General features: G+C 71.8%; 14 protein-coding genes. 8 read left to right on the top strand and 6 right to left on the bottom strand.

The genetic code is table 11. The features are described from left to right. Window positions 1-128: 128 nt before the first annotated feature. Both tgmB and tgmA read right to left on the bottom strand, forming a co-directional pair. Window positions 129-1136, bottom strand: coding sequence for an ATP-grasp ribosomal peptide maturase (tgmB, locus tag V2W30_RS33820; protein ID WP_338702396.1), 1008 nt, complete (start codon window positions 1134-1136; stop codon window positions 129-131). Between the two features lie 14 nt (window positions 1137-1150). After that, entirely contained in the window at window positions 1151-1342 is a 192-nt protein-coding gene (tgmA, locus tag V2W30_RS33815) for a putative ATP-grasp-modified RiPP (RefSeq protein WP_338702395.1), read from the bottom strand. A 369-nt stretch (window positions 1343-1711) separates the two neighbouring features. On the opposite strand from tgmA, the gene V2W30_RS33810 reads away from it, so the two are divergent. Continuing rightward, on the top strand, window positions 1712-1987 hold the full coding sequence (locus tag V2W30_RS33810) for a hypothetical protein (protein WP_338702394.1): 276 nt from the start codon (window positions 1712-1714) through the stop codon (window positions 1985-1987). Continuing rightward, a complete protein-coding gene (locus tag V2W30_RS33805; protein WP_338702393.1) occupies window positions 1984-3564 on the top strand; it encodes an amidase in 1581 nt (526 codons plus the stop codon). Before V2W30_RS33810 ends, V2W30_RS33805 begins: the two co-directional genes overlap by 4 nt. Before the next feature lie 54 nt (window positions 3565-3618). Here the strand turns inward: V2W30_RS33805 and yicI are convergent, their stop codons facing one another. Then, window positions 3619-5844, bottom strand: coding sequence for an alpha-xylosidase (yicI, locus tag V2W30_RS33800; protein ID WP_338702392.1), 2226 nt, complete (start codon window positions 5842-5844; stop codon window positions 3619-3621). Beyond that, complete coding sequence (locus tag V2W30_RS33795; protein ID WP_338702391.1) at window positions 5841-8717, bottom strand: glycoside hydrolase family 3 C-terminal domain-containing protein; 2877 nt, start codon at window positions 8715-8717, stop codon at window positions 5841-5843. The genes yicI and V2W30_RS33795 overlap by 4 nt, the downstream gene beginning before the upstream one ends. A gap of 212 nt (window positions 8718-8929) precedes the next feature. On the opposite strand from V2W30_RS33795, the gene V2W30_RS33790 reads away from it, so the two are divergent. From V2W30_RS33790 to V2W30_RS33765, 6 genes are read left to right on the top strand one after another with little or no spacing between them, the layout of a single operon-like run. Then, a complete protein-coding gene (locus tag V2W30_RS33790; protein ID WP_338702390.1) occupies window positions 8930-10612 on the top strand; it encodes an extracellular solute-binding protein in 1683 nt (560 codons plus the stop codon). Continuing rightward, window positions 10612-11634 (top strand): ABC transporter permease, encoded by a 1023-nt coding sequence (locus V2W30_RS33785; RefSeq protein WP_338702389.1) that lies wholly within the window; start codon window positions 10612-10614, stop codon window positions 11632-11634. Before V2W30_RS33790 ends, V2W30_RS33785 begins: the two co-directional genes overlap by 1 nt. Then, window positions 11631-12578 (top strand): carbohydrate ABC transporter permease, encoded by a 948-nt coding sequence (locus tag V2W30_RS33780; RefSeq protein WP_338702388.1) that lies wholly within the window; start codon window positions 11631-11633, stop codon window positions 12576-12578. The genes V2W30_RS33785 and V2W30_RS33780 overlap by 4 nt, the downstream gene beginning before the upstream one ends. Before the next feature lie 42 nt (window positions 12579-12620). After that, window positions 12621-14609 (top strand): beta-galactosidase, encoded by a 1989-nt coding sequence (locus V2W30_RS33775; protein ID WP_338702387.1) that lies wholly within the window; start codon window positions 12621-12623, stop codon window positions 14607-14609. Further along, window positions 14599-16812, top strand: coding sequence for a glycosyl hydrolase family 95 catalytic domain-containing protein (locus V2W30_RS33770; RefSeq protein WP_425244718.1), 2214 nt, complete (start codon window positions 14599-14601; stop codon window positions 16810-16812). Before V2W30_RS33775 ends, V2W30_RS33770 begins: the two co-directional genes overlap by 11 nt. A gap of 41 nt (window positions 16813-16853) precedes the next feature. Further along, on the top strand, window positions 16854-17573 hold the full coding sequence (locus V2W30_RS33765) for a glycoside hydrolase family 12 protein (RefSeq protein WP_338702386.1): 720 nt from the start codon (window positions 16854-16856) through the stop codon (window positions 17571-17573). 28 nt (window positions 17574-17601) lie between these two features. On the opposite strand, the gene V2W30_RS33760 is transcribed toward V2W30_RS33765, so the two are convergent. Continuing rightward, window positions 17602-18618: a LacI family DNA-binding transcriptional regulator gene (locus V2W30_RS33760; protein WP_338702384.1), complete on the bottom strand. Its 1017-nt coding sequence runs from the start codon at window positions 18616-18618 to the stop codon at window positions 17602-17604. 257 nt (window positions 18619-18875) lie between these two features. Beyond that, a complete protein-coding gene (locus tag V2W30_RS33755) occupies window positions 18876-20618 on the bottom strand; it encodes an HEXXH motif domain-containing protein (protein WP_338702382.1) in 1743 nt (580 codons plus the stop codon). Window positions 20619-20621 lie beyond the last annotated feature (3 nt).

The raw sequence follows: 20621 nt of genomic DNA, 5'->3' as shown, positions 1-20621 counted from the left end.
TCGGCCGGGCGGTCGGGCGGGGCGGCGCCGTACGTCGTACGTACGTCCGCCACGCGCCGCGTGCCCTGCGCCGGGCACCATCCCCTCTCGTACCGTGCCGACCGGCCGGAGATCAAGACGGCGGACGCTCAGCCGTGCTCCGCGCCGCCGAGCGTCCATTCGCCCTCCTCCCCGGGGTCGAGCGGCGGCCCCAGCGGCTCCCCCGCGAGCCACTGGGCGACGGCGCGGGCGATGGGCTGTCCCGTCTCGATCTCCACGAAGCCGAACTGACCCGACTGGTTGCATTCCAGGAACCACCAGATGCCGTCCGTGTCCTCGGCGAAGTCGAAGGCCCCGTAGGCGAGCCCGGCCCGTCGGAGGTAGCCGTGGACGGCGTCGGCGATCCGGCGCGGCACGGCCACCGGGCGCCAGGGGCCCGCGCCGGCGCTGAAGCGCACGTCCACGATGCCGTCGGTGGCGTCGGTGTCCTGCCCGCTCGCCGCGCGGGCCGCGAACATCCGCTCGCCGACACAGGTGAGGCGGATGTCGGCGGTCTTGCGGATCCGACGCTGAAGCAGTGTCGGTCCGTGCGCGACGTCGCGGTAGTCCTCGCCGGGACGGACCCGGGTGGTCGGCACGGCCAGTCCGTTGTCCCCGGGATGCGTTCCGGAGACCGGCTTGACGACCAGATCGGGGTAGCGCTCGGTGAACTCCCGGGCGACGCGCGGGAACGTGGTGATCAGGGTGGCCGGCACGGGCAGTCCGCAGGCCCGTGCCAGCCATAACTGCCAGGGTTTGTGGCGGGCCTGGCGCGCGGCGTCGGGGTGGTTCATCCACCGCGCGTCGGTGCAGCGCAGCATTCCGTACAGCGTCTGCGTGGCCTCCTCGGTCAGCCAGGCCGAGGCGGCGCTCGCGCGGCTGGCGGGCGTGCCCGGCCGGCGCACCCAGATGGAGCGCAGTCCGCCCATGCTCACGACCCGGCCGCCGACGGACAGATGGCCGTGGAAGGCGCCGTGCGCGAACTCCCCGGACACGCCGACACCGCCCGGGAGTTCGGCCGGGTCGAGCCTGAGCACGGGGATTCCCCCGGCGTTCAATTCGACGACCGCCATGTCGGCCGTCACATCCTGTTCGCTCGTCAGGATCAGCACCGTCATTTCCGAGCGGCCGTTCAGTCGTCGAAATGGGTTTTGGAACCCGCGGTGGAGGTCGTGGCGGCGCATTCTCGCAACACTGCGTAGTCGCGCGCGGCCACTCCGCCGTCGGCCAGTACGTTCAATTGCAGTGCGGAGTCGTATGTGTACACCGCGCTGACCTCTGCCTCTTGTGTGGGGCGGGCATAGTTCAGGGCGAACGGTCGCATGAGTACTCCTAGTTGGGGGTGCACCAAGTCAAGCGCATGGTGACTCTCCGGCGTCACTCTCCTGAGGAATTTCTCAGATTCACTCTCTAGAACGCATCACACCTACGGAGGAGTTGCTTCCGCCACGCTGTGTGATGACACAGCGTCAGAAAGGGAAAGCGGGGGCCCTTTCGGACCCCCTTCTCAAATACCGCCTTTACAAGCCTTTACACATCCCGACTCCGCTCTCCATGCGGGGGGCACGGGTCGCCGGGTGCGGGGCGCGCGCCCCGCACCGCGTAACCGCTGTGAAGCACGCGCTCAACGGAACGTTCACGGGCGGGTGATGAAGTCCCCGTACCTGTGAGCGATCTTGGAGGAGCCGTGAGCGTGGGTCCCTTGAGCCGGGAGCAGCTGGACGCCTACATACGGGCGCGGCTCGCTCTCGCCGGGTTCGACCTGGAGAAGCTGCCGGAGGAGGCCGACCCGGCGACGGGGGTGCCGACGCGGGCCCAGGCCCTCGCCTCGCTGCGGTCGTTCGTCGCGTCGACGCCGGCGGCGCTGGCGTCGTGGGCGCCGCCCGCGTCGAGCGCCGCGTCCGCGCAGCAGGGAGCGGTGCCGCTCCTCTATCCGTCGATCGACGAGGCCCGGGGTGGTCGGCGATGAGTGCGGTGTCGCGCACCCTCAACCGGCGGACGTTCCTGGCCGCTTCGGCCGCGACCGCAGCCGTCGCGACCACCGGGACCGTGGTCTCCGCGCCCCCGGCGAGTGCCGCTCCGGCCGCGCCGACGCTCCCCGACATCGACGTACGGGACGCCGCCCGCGCCGACGCGTCGGAGGCCACCCTCGCCGAGGCCGCCGTCCTCATGAAGCGCGGGAAGCTGACGGCGGTCGAGCTGGTGCAGGCGCATCTGGAGCGGATCGAGCGGTACGACGGGACGTACCAGGCGTACGCGGAGGTGACCGGCGACGCCGCGCTCGCCGCGGCGCGGAAGGCGGACCGGGGCGGGGGTCCGCGGGGAGTTCTGCGCGGCATCCCGCTGTGCGTGAAGGACAACTACTTCACGGCCGGTGTACCGACCCGGTGCAACTCGAACATCTTCGCGGACTTCGTGCCCGACGAGGACGCGACGGCCGTGGCCCGGCTGCGGGCGGCGGGCGGCATCGTGCTCGGCAAGGGGCAGATGGGTCCGCTCGCCACGACCCGCGCGACGACGCCGAACGGGACCGTCACCACGGTCAACGCCTGGACGCCCGACGACCCGTCGGTCGACCCGGGCGGCTCGTCGACCGGGCCCGCGTGCGCGGTGGCGGGGCGGCTCGCGGTGTCGTCGATCGGGACGCAGACCGGCGGTTCGATCGTTCTGCCGTCCAACCAGCAGAACCTCACCGGGCTCAAGCCGACCATGGGGCGCGTCTCGATCCACGGCGTGATCCCGCTCTCGTACACCCGCGACCACGCGGGGCCGCTCGCGCGGGACGCGATGGACGCGGCGCTGATGCTGTCGGTCCTGGCCGGGCCCGACGCCCACGACCCGCGCACGCTCGGCCTTCCCGCCGTCCCCGACCTCGTGCGGGCGGCGACGCCGCTCGTGGGCCGGGGCGGCGCGGTCCGGATGCGCAGGGCGACTCGGATCGGGGTGCCGGCCGACTTCCTGACCGGTGCCGCGCAGGGGCTGCGCGAGGCGTTCCTCGACCGGCTCGACGGCATCTCCGGCGTCACCCTGGTGGACGTGGCGTATCCGGACGACTGGGCGCTGCTCACCGGTGCGTTCAACGCGGCCCGGTTGTCCGAGCGCACCGAGCCGTTCCGGCACTGGCTGCGCGCGGACCCCGCCGCGTTCGGTGTGTCACTGCTCAGTTGGCTGCAAGGACTGATGATCTCCGGCGACGAGTGGATCACGGCGCAGCGCGCGAAGACGCATCTGCTCCGGGAGGTCCTCGACGGGGTGATGGGCCGCTGCGACGTCCTCCTCCAGACCGGGCCCGTGCCCTTCGACATCCTCGGGCTGCCGGAGATCGCGTTCCCGATCGGCTTCTCCGACGCGGGGGTCCCCGCGGGCGTGATCCTCGGCGGCCAGCCGTACGAGGAGGACCGGCTCCTGGAGGTGGCGGCCGCGTATCAGGCGGTGACGGACTGGCACACGCGGCGGCCCGCCGATCCGTCGGCGGGCGCGCGCCTGAAGTCCGCCGCCGCCCGGCCCCGGCTGAGCGCGGAGGAGGCCGCGGCCGGTTCCGCGTGACGGTCGCCCGCCGCGACCGGACGCGTCATCGACAGGGGTGACGCGTCCGGAACGCTACAACTCCCGCACGTGGTAAGGCAGTTCCGTGCAGGACGCCTCGACGGACACGGCATCGCCCTCGCCCCCGCGCCGCACCCGGTAGGTGGCGGCGGTGTTCCCGTCGAGCCCCGGCACCGGCACCGTCACGTCCCGCGCGCCGGGAGCGACCAGCAGGGTCAGGCCGTCGAGCCAGTCGCCGTCGGGGCGCTGGTCGTCCGCGCCGAGCGGCAGCACCGCGCCTTCGCGCACGTACAGGGGAAGGCTGTCGAAGCCGTGGCGCTCGTGGCGCCAGGCCGGCCCCTGCGCCCGCTCGCCCGTGAGCAGGTGCGTCCAGGTGCCCTCCGGCAGGTAGTACTCGACGTCCCCCTCGGCCGTGAAGACCGGGGCGACCAGGAGGTCGGGGCCGAGCATGTACTGGCGGTCGAGGGTGCGGCACGTCGGGTCGCCGGGGAAGTCGAGGAGCATCGGGCGCATCACGGGGACGCCCGCGCGGTGCGCCTCCACGGCGGCCCCGTACAGGTACGGCATCAGCCGGTGCTTGAGGAGGGTGAACCGCCGGGCCACGTCGACGGCTTCCTCGCCGAACTCCCACGGCACCCGGTACGAGACGTTGCCGTGCAGGCGGCTGTGGGAGGAGAGCAGACCGAAGGCGAGCCAGCGTTTGAAGACCGCCGGGTCGGGGGTTCCCTCGAAGCCGCCGATGTCGTGGGACCAGAAACCGAACCCGGACAGGGACAGGGACAGACCGCCGCGCAGCGACTCGGCCATGGCCGTGAACGAGGCGAAGCAGTCGCCGCCCCAGTGCACGGGGAACTGCTGGCCGCCCGCGGTCGCGGAGCGCGCGAAGACGACGGCCTCGCCGCTGCCGCGCTCCTTCTCCAACAGTTCGAAGACGGTGCGGTTGTACAGGTGGGTGTAGTAGTTGTGCATGCGCTCCGGGTCGGAGCCGTCGTGCCAGTCGACGTCCGTCGGCACCCGTTCGCCGAAGTCCGTCTTGAAGCTGTCGACGCCCATGTCGAGCAGGGTGCGCAGTTTGCCCGCGTACCACTCGCGGGCGGCCGGGTCGGTGAAGTCGACCAGGGCCATGCCGGGCTGCCACAGGTCCCACTGCCACACGTCACCGTTGGGGCGGCGGACCAGGTGCCCCAACTCCCGCCCCTCCGCGAACAGTTGGGACTTCTGCGCGATGTAGGGATTGATCCACATGCTGATGCGCAGTCCGCGCGCCTTGAGGCGGCGCAGCATGCCCGCCGGGTCGGGGAAGACGTCCGGGTCCCAGGCGAAGTCCGACCACTGGTACTCGCGCATCCAGAAGCAGTCGAAGTGGAACACGGAGAGCGGGATGGCGCGTTCGGCCATCCCGTCGACGAACGACGTGACGGTGTCCTCGTCGTACTCCGTGCAGAATGACGTCGTCAGCCACAGGCCGAACGACCAGGCCGGCGGGAGCGCCGGGCGTCCGGTGAGGGCCGTGTAGCGGCGCAGCACGTCCTTCGGAGCGGGCCCGGCGACGACGTAGAACTCGACCGACTGGTCCTCGACGCTGAACTGGAGCTGCCCGACGGACTCCGAGCCGATCTCGTACGCGACCTTGCCGGGGTGGTTGACGAAGACGCCGTAGCCCCGCGAGGAGAGGTGGAACGGCACGTTCTTGTACGCGAGTTCGCTGCTGGTGCCTCCGTCGGCCTGCCAGATGTCGACGGTCTGGCCGTTCTTGACGAACGGCGTGAAGCGTTCGCCGAGGCCGTAGATGTGCTCGCCGACGCCGAGCGCGAGCTGGGCGACCATGTGGTGCGTGCCGTCGGGGGTGGTGGCGAAGGCGGTTCCCTTGCGCTCGACAGCCGTGAGGCGGCGGCCTGTCGCGGTGTCGTGGAACTCCAGGCCCCACTCCCCCGCGGTGTCGAGGCGGACGCCCAGCGGTCCGGTGGTGAGTTCGGTGACCGTGCCGTCGCGGGTGACGCGCGCGCCGCCCGCACGGTCGGCCGCCGCGAGTTCGAAGTCGGGTCCGCGGTGCTTCTTGCCCGCGTGGTGGGTGAAGCGGACACCGATGACGCCTTCGGCGGGCGAGAAGCAATCGACCGTGATGAGCGGGGTGTTGAGGGTGTCACCCCGGTCGCGCACATGTCGCACGGCGGCGTGGGCGGTGAACCGGTCCGCGCCGGCCCGCACCTCGCGGACCTCGGTGGCGTACGCGGCACGGACCCCTTCGCGCATGAGCCAGAAACCGTCGGTGAACTTCATGTGGTGGTCCCCCGTGTGATGAAGGTGAGCCGGGCGATGCGGAGCGCACCGCGCAGCCGGACGCGCAGGTCACGCACCCCCGTGGCGGCGAAGTCGGCGTCCAGTGTGACGTAGCTGTATGGGCCATCGGTTGCCGGTACGTCGAGTGTGCACCCGTCCCCGATCTCCAGGACTCCCTCGCCCGCGACCTCGGCCCGTACACCGATCACGCCGTCGGGGCCGAAGTCGCAGGCACGGTAGAGGAGTTCGCCGGATCCGGAGCCTGTTCGGGCGTCGGCGCACGGCGTGACCGCGTCACCGGCGCTCTTCGTACGGTCGACGATCTCGGTGCCCCGCTGCTCGTCGTACGCCACCGCTTCCAGGCCCCGCGCGAGGACCGGGCGGGCGGCCTGCTCGTCGGCGTCGAGCGTGAGGGATCCGGTGAGACGGATGTCCTCGCTGGAGGCGCCGACGAGCAGTTCGTACGTCCCCGATGTGACGCTCCACCGCTCGCGCGCGACGTCCCAGTGGCCGAGGTCGGCGAGCGGCACGGTGAACGTGACCCGCTCGGCGGCGCCGGGCGCGAGCGTCGCCCGCCGGTGGGCGACGAGCTGGCGGCGCGGACGCGGCACGGGCATGCCGACCGGCCGGACGTAGAGCTGCGGCACCTCGTCGGCGGTGCGCCCGCCGGTGTTGGTGACGGTGAAGGTGACCTCCAGCGTGTCCCGCGCGTGCCGCAGGAACAGTCCGTCGTACGTGAAGTCGCTGTAGGCGAGGCCGTGTCCGAACGGGTAGAGCGCCTCGCCCTCGAAGTAGAGGTACGTCTGCCGGGAGCCGATGACGTCGTAGTCGAGCAGGTCGGCCAGGTCGGTGTCGGCGGCGTACCAGGTCTGCGGGAGGCGTCCGGCGGGGCTGACGTCACCGGCGAGGACCCGCGCCAGGGCGCGGCCCGCGGCCTGTCCGCCGTGGGCGGTCCACAGCAGCGCGGGCAGGGCGGCGTCCGCGTCGGGGACGGCGTACGGGTAGGCGGAGACGAGGGCGAGCGCGGTGTTCGGGTTGGCGGCGCGGGCGGCGCGCCACAACCGGTCCTGGTGGGGCGGGAGTTCGAGGGTCGTGCGGTCCTCGGTCTCGCGGCCGTTGATGTGCGGGTCGTTGCCCGCGACGACGATCACCACGTCCGCGTCGGCCGCCGCCCGCGCGACGGCGTCCTCACCGCGCTCCACGACGTCGACGAGGAATTCCGTGCCCTCGTCGGCAACCTTCACGCCGTCGGCGGCGACCACGACATACCGGCCCGTCCCCGTGTGCCTGAGGAGGTGACCACCACTGTGCCCGTGCTCGATGCCCGCAGCGCCGCCCTGGGGCTCCAGGGTGAACGTCTCCCGCACGATCCAGCCGCCGGGCTGCTCCGCGGACGCCCGTACGTAACCGTCCTCGGCCACGGACAGGTAGCGGCCGTCGGGCGCGCGCAGGGTGAGGACCCCGTTCCCCCAGTCCACGAGGGCGAGTTCGCTGCCGGCGTCCGGGGAGACGGTGAGCGGCGGCAGGTCGGTGCGGCCGGCGAGCAGGGCCGGGTCGAGGGCGGAGCCGTCGCCCTCGCTCACCACGTCCCCGGCGGGGGCGTCGGGGACGCGCAACTGCCCCTGCGCGCAGCGCAGTCGGACGCGGTCCACGCCCTCGGCGAAGGCCACGTTCCCGAACCGCTCCCGCAGCCCGTCGAGCGGGGTCGAGCGGCGGATCAGGGTGCCGCTGTACCAGTCGGTCTTGCACTCGTCGGCGAGCAGGCCGACCACGGCGATCCGGGCGTCGTCGGCGAGCGGCAGCAGACCGTCGTTCCTGAGCAGCACGATCGCCTGCTCGGCGGCCTCCTGGGCGAGGGCGCGGTGCTCCTCGGTGTCGAAGGCACGGACGTCCTCGAAGGGGTCCGCCCCCGCGAAGTCCTCGAACTCGCCGAGCCGCGCCCGCACGTCGAGCTGGCGGCGCACCGCGGTGTCGATGTCGGACTCGGTGAGCAGCCCCCGGTCGACAGCCCGCCGGACGCGGCCGGTGATGACCGAGGAGTCGGTGCCGTGGTCGGTGAAGCTGTCGACGCCCGCGACGATCGCTGCGGCGGTGGCCTCCTCGTGGGTGGCGAAGTAGTGCTCGGAGTCGACGAGGTTGCTGGGCGCGCCCGCGTCCGAGCAGACGAGCAGCTCCTGGTCCGTCCACGTCCTCAACTGCTCGCGCAGGTAGGGCGATACGTGGTTGGGGCGGCCGTTGACCAGGTTGTAGGCGGGCATGACACCGGCCACGGCGCCCGCCTCGACCGGGCCGCGGAACGCCTTGAGGTCGTACTCGTGCAGGACGCGTGGGCGCACGGAGGAGTTCGACGTGTCCCGGGCCGTCTCGTTGTTGTGGGCGAGCCAGTGCTTGAGGACGGGGGCGGTGCGCCAGTACGTGGGGTGGTCGCCGCGCAGGCCGCGGGTGTAGGCGGTGGCGATCGCGGCGGTGAGGTGCGGGTCCTCGGAGTAGCCCTCCTCGTTGCGGCCCCACAGGGGGTTGCGGAGCAGGTTGACCACGGGCGCCCAGACGTTGAGGCCGACGCGGTCGTCGCGTTCGCGCATCGCGCGGACCTCGGCGGAGACGGCGTCCGCGACGCGGCGCACCAGGTCCTCGTTCCAGGTGGCGCCGAGGCCCACCGCCTGCGGGAACACGGTGGCCCTGCCCAGCCACGCGACGCCGTGCAGCGCCTCCTGTCCGGTGCGGAAGGCGGCGAGGCCGACCCGGTCCACGCCCGGGGTGAACTGGTGCAGGAGCGCGATGCGTTCGTCGAGCGTGAGCTGGGCCAGAAGGTCGTCGACGCGCTTGTCCACGGCCGCTGCGGTGTCGGGGCGGAACGGGTGTCTTTCGGTCACGTACGGGTCCCTTGGCGATGGAGATCGGAAGGTTTTCGAAGCGCTTCGATGCTCGGTAGTGGGGTTGTCAGGTGTCAAGTAGGCAGCGGAGAAAGGTCGTTCAGGAAATCCGTGCACCAGTCTTGTGGGCGTGGGAGCGCTCCCTTAACCTCGCTGCAACATCGAAGCGCTTCGACATTTGCGCGACGCGAAGTCCCCGAAGGGTTACCGCAATGACGCCGAACTCGCCCTCCGCTTCCGCCCCCAGCCGCAGAAGCTTCCTCGCCTCCACCGCCGTGGCCGCCGCGGCCGTGGCCGGGGGAATGCCCCTGCTCGCCGCCTGCGGCGGGAGCACCGACTCGGGCGAGGGGACGACGTCGGGGAAGTCCGCGGAGAAGTTGCTGCCGACCTTCGCCGCGCGCAGCATCGTCACCCCCGACATCGCGTCGAAGAATGGTTCCTGCGCCGGCTACACGGCCAAGGTCGACCTGGACAAGCTCGCCACGTCCGTGCCGAAGAAGCTCGGCACCGGCGCCGAGGTGACGATCATGGCCCCGTTCTGGGGTCCGCCACCGAAGACCGACTGCGCGTACTACACCGCGCTCAATGAGGCGTCCGGCGTCAAGGTCACCTGGAAGAACCAGGACGGCAACACCTACGGCGAGAAGATCGGCGCCGTGCTCGCCTCCAGCTCGCTGCCGGACGTGATGATCGTCCCCGGCTGGGAGCTGTCCGGGAAGATCCCCTCCGCGCTGGTCGCCAAGATGATGGACCTCGGCCCGTACCTGGCCGGGGACAAGGCCAAGGCGTACCCGAACCTGGCGGCGATGCCGACGGACGCCTGGCGGCGGGGCATCTTCGGCGGGAAGCTGCGGGGCATCCCGTACCCGTACTCGTACCTGCCGAACATCGCGCCCTTCTACCGCAAGGACCTGTTCGAGAAGAAGGGCTACTCCGTACCCACGTCCGCGCAGGAGTTCTTCGACCTCGCCAAGGAGATGACGGACAAGAAGGCGGGGGTCTACGGCTGCGACGACATGAAGTGGTCGGCCTTCAACTTCTTCGGTTCGCTCGGCGGCAGCGAGAAGGCACTCGGCTGGAAGCTGGAGGGCGACAAGCTCGTCAAGCGCCTGGAGACGGACGAGTACCTCGAGGCCCTGGAGTGGACCCGCAAGCTGTTCGCGGCGGGCGTCGTGCACCCGGACGCGAAGGCGCAGACCGGCGACGGCTTCCTCCGCTTCACCAGCGGCAAGGTCATGATGTGCAACGGCGACATCGCCTACTGGTACGGCAAGACCGCCGAGATGCAGGGCAGCAAGACCTACCCCGACTTCGAGATGGCCGCCATGGACATCTTCGGCGCCGAGGGCGGCGACCCGACCCTGTACGCGGGCACGCCCGCCAACGTCTGGGCGTTCGTCCGCAAGGACGCGTCCAAGGAGGTCGTGCGCAACGTCCTGGCCGCGGCGAACTACTCCGCCGCGCCCGTGGGCACGAAGGAGCACATGCTCGCCTACTACGGCAAGGAGGGCGTCCACTTCACGATCACCGACGGCGTCCCGAAGAAGACCGAGAAGGGCAACGCCCAGGCGCTCAACTCCTGGCAGATGCTGGGCGGACCCGCGCCGTTCTTCGCCTATCCCGATCTGCCCGACGTCACCCGGGGCATGATCGAGTGGCAGCAGCGCATGGGGGCGTTCGTCAAGAAGACGCCGTTCTACGGAATGACGATCATCGAGCCCTCCCGGTACGCCACGCTGGAGGACAAGTTCGAGGAGCTGGAGAACGACTTCGTCCGCGGCAACAAGAAGCTCGGCGACGTCCAGCAGGCGATCAGCGACTGGAAGTCGCAGGGCGGCGACAAGCTCCGCGACTGGTACAAGAAGCTCCTCGACGAGAACGGCAGCGCGTCCTGATGGCTCTCCAGGCCGAGCGACCGCCCCGGACCGCTTCCGAGAAGGCCGTCCCGGGCCGGGCGCGCAGCACACGCAAGAAGGCACGACCGGCCGGCGGCGTCACCTGGCGGCTGCGGCTGCGCCGCGACCGCGGGCTCATCCTGATGACGCTGCCCGCGATCGGGCTGCTGCTGCTCTTCAACTACCTTCCGCTGCTCGGCAACGTCGTCGCGTTCCAGGACTACAACCCGTACGTCTCCACCAACGGTGTCACCGCGATCCTGCACTCGCCGATGGTGGGGCTCGAACAGTTCCAGCGGATGATCGAGGATTCCGACTTCTGGAACGCCTTGCGGAACACGCTGCTGCTCTTCGTGATCCAGCTGCTCCTGTTCTTCCCGATCCCGATCGCGCTCGCGCTGCTCATCAACAGCGTGGTCAGGCCCCGGGTGCGAGCCCTGTCGCAGGCGATCATGTATCTGCCGCACTTCTTCTCGTGGGTGCTCGTCGTCACCGTCTTCCAGCAGATGTTCGGCGGCGCCGGTCTCATCGCGCAGATCCTCCAGGACCACGGGGTCGACGGGTTCGACCTGATGACGAACTCCGGGATCTTCAAGTACCTGCTGACGGCGCAGATGGTCTGGAAGGACGCCGGCTGGGGCGTCATCGTCTTCCTCGCGGCGCTCGCCTCCGTCAGCCCCGAGCTGTACGAGGCGGCGGCGATGGACGGCGCGAACCGGTGGCGCCGCATGTGGCACGTGACGCTGCCCGCGCTGCGCCCGGTGATCGCCCTGCTGCTCGTCCTGCGGGTCGGCGACGCGCTGACCGTGGGCTTCGAGCAGATCCTGCTGCAACGCAAGGCCGTGGGAGTGGGTGCGTCCGAAGTGCTCGACACCTATGTGTGGAGCACCGGCATCCAGAACGGCGACTTCAGTTACGCGGCCGCGGTCGGCCTGGTCAAGGGTGTGGTCGGGGTGTGTCTCGTCCTGCTCGCCAACAAGTTCGCGCATCTTCTCGGCGAGCAGGGGGTGTACAAGAAGTGAGTGCCACGGTCGAACGACCCCGCTCCGGGACGCGTCCGCGCTCGGTGTGGCAGGGCCCCGAGCGCCCGGTGTGGGAGGAGCCGCCCACGAAGGCGGGCCTCGGCGCCAAGGGTCTGATCCTCGCCCTGTGCTGTCTGGCGGTGCTCGGCCCGTTGTGGGTGGTGATCGTCACGAGCCTGTCGCCCCGGCACGTCATCGATTCCGTGGGCGGTCTGGTGGTGTGGCCCGAGGGCTTCACCCTCGTCAACTACACGGAGCTGCTCAGCGGCGGCCAGGTCAGCAGGGCGATGCTGGTCTCGCTCGGCGTGACCACGGTCGGCACGCTGTTCTCCATGGCGGTGTCGGTCCTCGCCGCCTACGGGCTGTCGCGGCCCGGGTCGTTCGCGCACCGGGCGCTGCTCATGGGCCTGATGACGACGATGTTCTTCAGCGCCGGGCTCATCCCGACGTACCTCCTGGTGCAGACGCTCGGCCTGACCGACTCGTACCTGGCGCTGATCCTGCCGAGCGCGGTGAGCGTCTTCAACATCCTGGTGCTGCGCGGGTTCTTCATGGGCATCTCGCCGGAGCTGACGGACAGCGCGCGGATCGACGGCGCCGGCGAACTGCGGATCCTGTGGACGATCATCGTGCCGCTGTCCCGCGCGGTGATCGCCGTCATCTCGCTGTTCTACGCGGTGGCCTACTGGAGCGCCTGGTTCAACGCCATGATCTACATCGACGACCCGGCGAAGCTGCCGTTGCAGAACGTGCTGATGCAGCTCGTGCAGAAGAACACCGCGCTCCCGACGGGCCTGAGCCAGCGGGTCAACGCGGGTGAACTCTCCGCCCTGGGACTGCAGATGGCCATGATGGTCCTCGCCCTGGTCCCCGTGGCCCTCGCCTCCCCCTTCGTCCAGCGCCACTTCAAGAAGGGCATGCTCACCGGCGCCGTCAAGGGCTGACGGCGCGCACCACCACCCTCGAACCTCCCGGAGCCGCAGATCATGATCGCCCGCGACGGCCGCCTCCTCTTCGGCGGCGACTACAACCCCGAGCAGTGGCCCGAGGAGGTGTGGGCCGACGACGTACGCCTGATGAAAGAGGCCGGCGTCACCTCGGTCACCCTGGGCGTCTTCTCCTGGGCGAAGCTCGAACCACGCCCGGGGGCGCGGGAGTTCGGGTGGCTCGACCGGCTGATGGACCTGATGCACGCGCACGGCATCGGGGTGGTGCTCGCGACACCGACCGCCTCCCCGCCGCCGTGGCTGGGGCGGCTGCACCCGGAGACACTGCCGCGTGACGAGGACGGGCGCACGGTGTGGTGGGGCTCGCGCCAGCAGTTCGCGCACTCCTCCAGCGCGTACCGCCGCTACGCCGCCGCGATCACCGAGGATCTGGCGAAGCGGTACGGGCGGCATCCTGCGCTGCGGATGTGGCACATCAACAACGAGTACTGCACGGTCGACCACGGCGACGAGGCGGCGCGCGCCTTCCGCGACTGGCTGCGCGCGCGGTACGGCACGCTGGACGCCCTCAACGAGGCCTGGGGCACCGCCTTCTGGAGCCAGCACGTCGAGACGTGGGAGGACGTGATCCCGCCGCGCCGCGCGCAGTACCTGCGCAACCCCACCCAGGTCCTCGACTTCCGGCGGTTCACCTCGGACGCGCTCATGGAGTGCTTCGTCGCCGAGCGCGACCTGGTGCGCCGCCACTCCCCCGCCGACATCCCGGTGACGACCAACTTCATGGCGTTCTGGACCGGGCAGGACGGCTGGGCGTGGGCGGAGCGGGAGGACGTCGTCTCGGTCGACGTCTATCCGGATCCGCGGGACCCGCTGGGCGGGCAGTACAACGCGATGATCGCCGATATGACGCGAAGTCAGGCGCGCGGCCCGTGGATGGTGATGGAGCAGGCGGCGGGCCCGGTGAACTGGCGCGGCGTGAACCATCCGAAGCCGGTCGGGCTCAACCGCCTGTGGTCGCTCCAGTCCGTGGCGCGCGGCGCGGACGCCGTCTGCTACTTCCAGTGGCGGCAGTCGCGGCAGGGCGCCGAGAAGTTCCACTCGGGGATGCTCGGCCACGCGGGCGAGGAGGGGCGGACGTTCGCCGAGGTGAAGCGCGTCGGCGCCGAACTCGCCGCGCTGGGTCCGGACGTGACGGGCACTCACCTGGTGGCCGATGTCGCCGTGCTGCACGACTGGAACTCCTGGTGGGCGGGCGGCCAGGACGCCCGGCCCTCGACGCGGGTCGTGTACGAGGACGTCGTACGGGCCTGGCACCGCGCCCTGTGGGAGGCGCACCTCACCGTCGACTTCGCGCATCCCGCGCACGACCTGAGCGGCTACAAGGTGGTCGTGGTACCGCAGTCGTACCTGCTGGACGACGCGGCGATCGAGAACCTCGTGGCGTACGTGCGCGGCGGCGGGACGCTCGTGGCCGGGTTCTTCACGGGCGTCGCCGACGAGGACGACCGGGTGCGGGACGGCGGCATGGACGTACGCCTGCGTGAGGTGTTCGGCATCCGCACGCTGCACGAGTGGTGGCCCCTTGACGCCGAAGAGCGGGTGGAGTGCGGGGAGTTCGGCGGGACACTGTGGTCGGAGGAGCTGACGGCCGCCGACGACGCCGACGTAGTGGCCGCCTATCGGGGCGGGGAGCTCGACGGGCTGCCCGCCGTGCTGCGCCGCGGCCGCGCCTGGTACCTGTCCACCCTCCCCGATCCTCTGGCCCTGCGCTCGCTGCTCGCGGGCGCGGCCGCCGAGGCGGGCGTACGGCCTCCGCTGTCCGGCCTCCCCGCAGGGGTGGAGGCCGTACGCCGTGGCGAGCTGCTGTTCCTGCTGCACCACGGGCGCGGCGAGGTGACGGTCGAGCTGCCGGGCGACGGACCGTACCGGGACGTGCTGACCGGTGACCTGCACACCGGATCCGTCCCCCTGGGCCGGTTCGGCGTGGTGGCGCTCGCCCGGCAGACGCGAGGTCGCGGTGCTGCCTGAACATCCGCACGGCACCTGGGAGACGAGTCCGGCCGCCCGCTGGGAGGACGCCTTTCTGAGCGGCAACGGCCGGCACGGCGCCCTCGCGTTCGGCGACCCGTACGACGACCGGGTGGTCGTCACCCATCACTCGCTGGTCCGCCCCGACGGGGAACCGCGGCCGCGTCCCCCCGCCCTGGCCTCCCGGCTGGCCGACCTCCAGGACCGGTTGCTGGCCGGCGAGACGGACGCGGCCGAGTCGTTCACGGACGGGCGGCCGCTGCGCTGGGTCCAGGCGTTCCATCCGGCGTTCCAGGTCCGGTTCGTGCGCGACACCGTGGTGTGGCGCGGCTACCGGCGCGCCGTCGACTTCGCGACGGGCGTGGCCCAGGCGTGGTGCGGCGGGTGGCGCGGGCGGGTGTTCGTGTCGCGGGCGGACGACGTCGTGGTGCAGTACGTCACCGGTCAGGGACTCGACGGCGAGGTGTTCCCCGACCCCCGGCTCGCCGGGGTGCCGGGCGGGCTCGGCGTCGGGCGCGGGGTCGTTCTCACCCCGTACGGGGCCCAGTTGACGCTGCGCTGCCGCTACCCGGACAGCGATCTGGCGTACACGGGCACCACCCTCGCCGTCGTGCGCGGCGGCCGGACGTCGGTGGGCGCCTGCGGGCTGCGGGTCGACGGCGCGCAGGGGCTGCTGCTGCTCACTCGCGTGCGCCGGCACCTCGGCGAGCTCGACGCGGTCGCCGAGGCCGCCGCGCTCGCGGAGTTCATCGACGGGGACGACCCGGCCGAGGACACGTACACGGCCCTGCTCGCCCGGCACGAGGCGCTGCACCGTCCCGCGTACGAGCGGGTGTCGCTCACCCTGGACGCGCCGCGCGGTGAACGCGGTCTGCCGGGGAGCGAACTGCTCGGCAGGACCGACGGTCAAGCCCTCCTGGAGCGCCTGTTCGCGGCGGGGCGCTATCACCTCCTCAGCGCGTCGGGTGCGCTGCCGCCCCGGCTCACGGGACTGTGGACCGGCGAGTGGGACACGGCCTGGTCGGGCGCGTTCACCACCGACGCCAACCTCAACCTCCAGACGGCATCGGCCCCGGCCTGCGCACTGCCCGAGGTCACCGAGGCCCAGAGCGCTCTGGTCCAGGGCCAGTTGGCGCACTGGCGGGACAACGCGCGGAGCGTCTTCGGTACGCGGGGCGTCGTCGCGCCCGCGCACACCGACGGCGAGTCCGGGCACGCGTTCCACTTCCAGCGGCGGTGGCCGATGCACCTGTGGACGGCGGGCGCCGACTGGCTGCTCACGCCGCTGGTGGAGCAGGCCGAGACGAGCGGGGAACGGCCCGCCTGGCTGGCCGCCGCCCTCGCCGACGTCGCCCTGTTCTACGAGGACTTCCTCACCCGGACCGGACCCGACGGGCGCATCGTGATCGTGCCGTCGTACTCGCCGGAGAACCGGCCCGCGAACGCGAGCTGGGGCACGCTCAACGCCACGATGGACATCGCCGCCGCCCGGCACGCGCTGCGCACCGCCGCCGCCTGGCACCCGGGCCCGGACGCGGAGCGCTGGACGGCGCTCGCCGAGCGGCTGCCCGACTACCGGATCAACGCCGACGGGGCCCTCGCCGAGTGGGCGTGGCCGGGCCTCGACGACGCCTACGACCACCGGCACCTCAGCCATCTCTACCCGGTGTGGCCGCACCACGACATCACCCCGTACGACACCCCGGAGCTGGCGAAGGCCGCCCACCGCGCGCTGGAGCTGCGCGGCGCCGAGAACCACTCCGCGCACGGCCATCTGCACCACGCCCTGATAGCGGCCCGGCTGCGCGACGCCCCTCGGGTGGCGGACGCGCTGCGGCAGGTCCTGACCGGCGACTACTTCCACCCCTCGCTGATGAGCGCGCACTACCCGGCGCGCGACGTGTACAACGCCGACGCGGCGCACACCCTGCCCGCCGTGCTCACCGAGGCGCTGCTCCAGTCAACGCCCGAACGCCTCGTGCTGCTGCCCGCGCTGCCCGCCGCCTGGCGGCGCGGCGAGGTACGCGGTCTGCGCACACGGTTCGGCGCCCGCGTCGACCTCACCTGGAGCGGCGCGACCTGCACGGCCCTGGTCCGCCCCGACCGTGACGCGGACATCGGCCTCAAGACCCCGGACGGCGGTGACGGGCACCTGCGCCTGACCGCCGGCGAGGACCGCGAACTCAACTTGAGGACGCGGTAGTTCCCCCCACCCGAGCGAGACCGACCATGGAAAGGGACACCATGGCAGCCACCGCACGACGCTCGATCCCCCGCCGCACGCTCCTCGGCTCCGCCCTGGCGGCCGGAGCGGTGATCGCCCTGACCGCCTCGCCCGCCGAGGCGCTCATCTGGTCCTCGTCCGACCAGTGGGGCAACTACACGACATCGGACGGCTACACGCTCTACAACAACATCTGGGGTTCGGGCGCGGGCTCCCAGTCGATCTGGGCCAACTCCTCGTCGAACTGGGGCGTCTGGGCGAACCACCCGAACACGGGCGGCATCAAGTCGTACCCGAACGCGAAGAAGGTCGTGAACAAGCCGCTGAGCTCGCTGTCCTCCCTCACCAGCAGCTACAACGTGACGGTGCCGTCGTCGGGCGCGTACAACACGTCGTACGACATCTGGGACAGCGACTACGACCACGAGGTCATGCTCTGGGTCAACTACAACGGAGCGGTCGGCCCGCTCGGCACCTCGCAGGGAAACCTCACACTCGGCGGGCACACGTGGACCGTCTACAAGGGCGACAACGGCGCCAACGAGGTCTATTCGTTCCTGCGCACCTCGGACTCCACGTCCGGCACGGTGAACATCCTGCCGATCCTGAAGTGGATCAAGGACACCAAGGGCTGGTGGGGCGACGAGACGATCGGTGACGTCCAGTTCGGCTACGAGATCACCTCGTCGTCCGGCGGCCTGGACTTCAGGACGAACAGCTTCGGCGTCTCCAGCAGCTGACGCGGTACGACGCCGAAGAGGGCGCGGCTCAGACCCCGGCGGGGGCCTGGGCCGCGCTGTCGCGCAGGGTCAACTCCGGCTTGAGCAGCACGACTTCCTCGTCCGAGCCCCGGCCCTCGATCTGCGCGATGACCTGCTCGACCGCGCGCCGCCCCATCTCCTGCGCGGGCACGGCGACCGAGGTGAGCGGCACCGACGCGTGGGCCGCGACCTGGTCGGGGCAGACCGCGACGACGGAGATGTCCTCGGGGACCGCGCGCCCGGACTGGCGCAGCAGGGCGAGCAGCGGGTCGGTCGCCGCCTCGTTCTGGACGACGAAGGCGGTGGTGCCCGGCCGCTCGTCGAAGATCCTCGACAACGTTGCCGAGACGGAGGCGTACGAGCCTTCGCACGGCCGGTGCAGCAGGCGCAGTCCCAGTTCGTTGCTGCGCTCGCGCAGGCCGGTCAGGGTCCGCTCGGCGAACCCGGTGCGCCGCTCGTAGACGGCGGCGGCCTCGCCGATGACGGCGATCTCCCGGTGTCCGAGGTCGGCGAGGTGCTGGGCGCACAGGGCGCCCGCGGCGGCGAAGTCGAGGTCCACGCAGGTGAGCCCGGTGGTGTCGGCCGGCAGACCGATCAGCACGGCGGGGCGGCTCGCGGAGCGCAGCAGCGGCAGCCGCTCGTCGTCCAGCTCGACGTCCATCACGATCACGGCGTCGGCGAGCGCGCTGCCCTCGATGCGGCGTACGGCCTGGGCGCCCTCCTCGCCGGTGAGGAGCAGGATGTCGTAGCCGTGGGTGCGGGCGGCGGTGGCGACGGCCATCGCTATCTCCATCATCACCGGCATGTACATGTCGGTGCGGAGCGGCACCATCAGCGCGATGATGTTCGACTTGCTGCTGGCCAGGGCCCGCGCGCCCGCGTTCGGGTGGTAGCCGAGCTGGCGGACGCTGCTCTCGACGCGCTCACGGGTGGCCGCGGAGATGGACCGCTTGCCGCTGAGGACGTAACTCACGGTGCTGGCGGAGACTCCCGCGTGCCGGGCGACCTCTGCGAGCGTGACCATGTCGTTCTCCTGAGCCGGGACGAGGGCGCCGAGGCGAAGCGGTTCGACGCCGGCGGGGTGTCTATGACCGTGCAACATCCCGACCCTATGGGGGGTGACGGGCACCTGTCCAGGAGTCCGTCGAAGCGCTTCGATAGGGTGAGGACGGCGAGTCGTCCCCCACAGAGTACTGACAGGATGCCGTCTCCGTGCCGGGTGGCCGACAACCGACTCCCGTCCTCCTCACGCCCGTTGGCCTTCGCCGCAGAGCCACCCCATCACCCGGCCGGTGCCCGCCGCGTCCCCGGGCTCCACCCCGGCCGCGGCCCACGCCGCGGCGACCCGCTCGGGCCGGGCGAGCAGCCGCCGCAGCCCCGGCCGCGCCCCCGCTTCGGCCAGCATCCGCCCCGCCAGGGCGTGCGCGTCGCCGGGCGCCTGCCGCAGACGCTCCGCGTACAGGGCGCGCGCCCGCTCCGGGTCCCCGCCACGAGGCACGCGTCGGCGCCGGGCCCCGGCCGCGGCGCGAGATACAGGCCGCCCCGCGCGTCCGACCAGTGCACGGCGGACGCCCCCGGGACGATGACGGGCTCGTGCCGGGCCACGGGCGCTTCCGCGCCCTCCCGCCAGGCCCGGTCCAGGTCCGCGCGCTCGGCCGCCGCGCAGCGCAGGTTCCGCAGCCGCCATTCGACCCGGTGGCTGACGGCCGCCGCCCGCGCACGGGCTCCCGCGTCGGGGTCCACGGGCTCGCGCAGCCAGCCGTCGAGCGTCGCCGCGAGACCGGTCACCAGGCGGCTGCCCGCCGGGGTGAGGTCGCCGCGGGTGGCGAGCGTGCGCACCACGAGGCGGGTCTGCAGGCGGCGCAGCGCGAAATGGAAGGGTGCCGTGTTCTCCGGATCGGCCCGGCGGTCCCCGATGCGGGCCCGCCAGAAACCGGTGACCCCGGTGAACGCGTAGGCGCCGTGCAGCAGGCCGGACAGATGGCGCGGGTCGGCCCGCCACGGCGCGTAGTACCGCTCGGCCCGGTCGTCGTCGAGCAGCGGGAACAGATGGAGGAGCGCGCCGAGTTTGCTGTGCTGGAACTCGTGGACGAGGGACTCGGCGAGGTCGAGTCCGGTCTGCGGACGGGACACCAGCATGGAGCCGAAGGCGTCCGCGGTGGAGGCGCTCAGCCGCGCTCCGGCACGGTCCTCGACACCCCAGGGGACGATACGGGTGATGTCGCCGGGCCGGATCGTCCCGACACCGCCCGCCCGCCCGGGTCGGCGCAGGATGGCGTACGCCTCGTCCAGCGCCCGCTCCCAGTGGGCGACCTCCTCGGCGGGCAGCCTGGAGGGGGCGACGGGTTCGTCGAGGTCGCGGTAGGGGTCGAGGTCGTCGAGGTGGACGGCGTCGCCCCCCAGGGCGCGCAGCCGATGCCACACCGGCGATTCGGCATCGGCGAGCGGGCGGACCGCGACCGTCCCCGCCGCCACCCGTCCCGCGCGTACGGCGACCCGCACAGCGGTGAACTCCTGCGCGGTCCGGGGAAGTTGGAGGAGTCCGAGCGTGGGCAGGCTCACCGCTCCGTGCCGCGCGGGGACCGTCAGATCGGCATCGACGCCGCTCCGTACGCAGGCGGCGAGCGCGACGCACACGAGGTGTCCGACGTCCGCCCACAGCGGCGGCCCGGACGCTGCGCCGTGCAGCCGGCGCAGCGCGTGCGCGATCCACGCTCCGCACTGCGGGCTCATGAGCAGGGCGTCCACCGCGGCCGGTGCCCGCCGCGCCGCCTCCTCGACCGCGGCCCACGCATCGGCACTGTCCCCCAACGGGCCCAGAAGGCCCGGGAGTTCGTCGAGCCGGTCGAGCAGCTCGCGCAGCAGGAGCAGACGTCGGGTCCGTTCACCTCTGGCCAGGAAGGCCACGGCCTGCTCGGAGCCGCCTCCGGTGGCCAGTTCGTCGAAGAGTGCTCCCGGCATGCGCAGCGCGGGGTGACCGGAGCCGGCCCGTGCGCCGGGCCCGGTCACGGACGGTGTCGTCACGTG

Origin of the sequence: Streptomyces sp. Q6 (genome assembly GCF_036967205.1) — a bacterium.
GTDB classification, from domain to species: domain Bacteria; phylum Actinomycetota; class Actinomycetes; order Streptomycetales; family Streptomycetaceae; genus Streptomyces; species Streptomyces citrinus.
This window is presented reverse-complemented; position numbering and strand designations above follow the sequence as displayed.